Origin of the sequence: Clostridium sp. HV4-5-A1G (genome assembly GCF_900184915.1) — a bacterium.
GTDB lineage: Bacteria > Bacillota > Clostridia > Clostridiales > Clostridiaceae > Clostridium_B > Clostridium_B aromativorans.
Genome location: NZ_FXYI02000282.1, coordinates 1 through 2,825 on the forward strand (window position 1 = coordinate 1; position 2,825 = coordinate 2,825).

Below are 2,825 nucleotides of genomic sequence, written 5' to 3' on the forward strand. Positions count from 1 at the left end.
CATATATATAAATTATTATCAAATATATGTCATTTTTCAGCGCCCCTATAGAAAAATATAGGTAAAAAAAACATATACAGTAAGTATATTACTCTACTGTATATGCTTTTTACCAGTTTAAAAATTAAAACAAATGTATTTTTATTTTGTTAAATTCTCTATAAATTTTGGAAGCACAAAACAGGCTTTATGCAATTCTTTTGTATAGTACTTCGTATTTATATTCACCGATGAAGATAAATCTACTTTTTGTGGATCATATTTTTTAGAACCCAATGTAAAACTCCAAAATCCACTTGGATAAGTCGGTATACCTGCCATAAACAATTTTGTTATTGGGAAAACAGCTTTTGCATCATTGTAAATGCCTTTTACCACCTCAGGCAAATAAAAAGGTGTTTCCGTCTGAGCCACAAATATACCATTTTCTGTCAAGCACTCATCTATTTCCTTATAAAAACTTCTACCAAAAAGGCCTTCTGCAGCACCAAAAGGATCTGTGGAATCCACTATAATAACATCAAAACTGTTCTTATGTTCATGTACATACTTTATCCCGTCCCCAATAAAAATTTCACATCTTGGATCATGTAATGCAAAGCTTATTTCAGGAAGGTATTTTCTACACTGTTCAATGACCTCCTGATCAATTTCACAGAGAACAACTCTTTCCACCGTAGGGTGCTTTAAAATCTCCTTTACGGCGCCACCATCTCCTCCCCCAACTACAAGCACTTTTTGGGGATTCGGATGGGTAAATAGAGGTACATGGGTTATCATTTCATGATACACGTATTCATCTTTAACAGTGGTTTGCACTATTCCATCTAAAACAAGCATTTTTCCAAAACAATATGTATCCACTATAGCTAAATCCTGATATTTAGTTTTCTTTCTAATCAAAGTTTGTTTTATCTTATACGTCATAACAGCATCTGAGATTTGACTTTCTCTTAACCATAAATCCATAAATATACCCCCCAGCCATCTTAAAATATAATTTTTTCCTACAGCAAACATCATTATAATAATAATTTTATATCGTGACAATAAAATTTTCAATAACCTCATAAAAATCTCTATTACAGCTATTCATCAATACAATAATTCCTTTTTACAATTTTAATTTCACCTTCTGTCAATCCAAAAAATTTGTATAAATAGCTTTCTGCATCATATTTTTCACAAAAATCAATAACGGGAATACTCAGTTTCATCAAATTATTTGGATAGTATTCATACAAATTCTCTCCTAATTTTTTGCCAAAGGTTTTAAAGTAAAATTCATATAAAGGGCTGTTTAAAATTTTAAGCAGATTATCATACGTAAAGTTTACATTTTTCTTTAACACCAGTGAATATACGTCTGCACTAAAATAACTTCCTTCATCTAAAGCAAACCTATTGTTTTTAGATTTGTATGGAAATACAATTTTCTTGCCTTCAAATATCTCAGGTTTTCTTCCCCATTGAAGCTCATACCATTTTCTAATACCCTTTTTACACTCTCTTCTATGTAAAAGCTTCTCCTTACAGGTCTTTATATAATTTATGGAATTTGGATAATCTTTCTCATTTTTTATAAAATTAGAATATATAATAAACTTTCCTTTATACATTATTTTATTTCTATGTATATAGCTGCTTTTTATCCAGGGTCTGATTAATTTACCTTCAATATTTTTTTCCTTCAAAATACATTCGTCTATTATAAACGCCTTATCACAACCCGTTATTACTCCCTGGTGGCTTTCACAAATATCCTTTAAAGTATATTTACTTCTTTTTTTTATTTTATCAACTATTCTTCTCTCAATTTTATCAATAAATATCCAACCTTTATTTTCCAGAGAATCCTGATCTATAAAGAAGCTCCTATATTCTCCATATTTTTTCAAAAATATGGAGCCGTAAGATCTATTTTTTCTCAGCTCAATACCTTTTTTAGGTTTTATAACTTCTATATTATTATGTGAATTCTTCTCTTTTATCAAAAACATTATTATAGGGTCAATCCCCACATTCTTAAAGGGACGTATTCCATAAAAATCTACAATTTTATATATAGAGGCATTTTCAATTAAAAATTTTCTAAGTTCCTCACCGCTGCAGGATTCACAAAAATATCTAGAAGTAATAAATCCAAGCTTTCCTACTTTTTTCAAACAATCCAGAGACTTTTTTAAAAAGCAATAGGATATATCACTTTTATCTCTGTATATATTTCCATATATTTTTTTTAAATCCTTATAGTAATCTCTATCTACACGTTTATGTCCTATATAGGGCGGATTACCTATAAATATATCAAATTTTTCGTCTATATTCCCTATTAAAAAATCCTTTACTTCAAAATTTTCTGAATTGAATCCTCCGCTAATACTGAATAGATCTATTTTTAAAATTTTTATTGCGGTTTCATCTATATCAAAACCGAATAAATTATTGTACACTATATGCTTGTTTATATCCTTAATTTGTAAATCAATATTATTGTGATTATCTATGGCTTTTATATTATTTTCAAATATGCTTTTTAAATAGTAAAAACATGGACATATCAAGTTCCCGCATCCACAAGAAGGATCTATTATTTTTATAAATGGATTTTCAATTACATCCATGGGATTTATTAAATTTTCAAGCATATATCTTGATATTTCATAAGGTGTATATATTACATCTTTTGCTTTACTTACTATTTCCTGATTATAGTAATACTCAGCAAAATATTTATCTCTTTCGATATTAAATTTTTTTTTAAAATTTTATATAGATATAAATATTTATATTATACACATAAACGAGCCCACGAGAACGTACTT

General features: G+C 28.3%; 2 protein-coding genes. Both read right to left on the reverse strand.

Features of this window, described 5'->3' with window-relative positions; genetic code table 11:
• Positions 1-141: 141 nt before the first annotated feature.
• Positions 142-969, reverse strand: coding sequence for a polyamine aminopropyltransferase (gene speE / locus J5G60_RS17735; protein ID WP_150358984.1), 828 nt, complete (start codon positions 967-969; stop codon positions 142-144).
• Between the two features lie 119 nt (positions 970-1,088).
• The gene (locus J5G60_RS17740; protein ID WP_236035345.1) at positions 1,089-2,648 is read right to left on the reverse strand and encodes an Eco57I restriction-modification methylase domain-containing protein; all 1,560 of its coding nucleotides are present in this window, start codon (positions 2,646-2,648) and stop codon (positions 1,089-1,091) included.
• Positions 2,649-2,825: the final 177 nt, after the last annotated feature.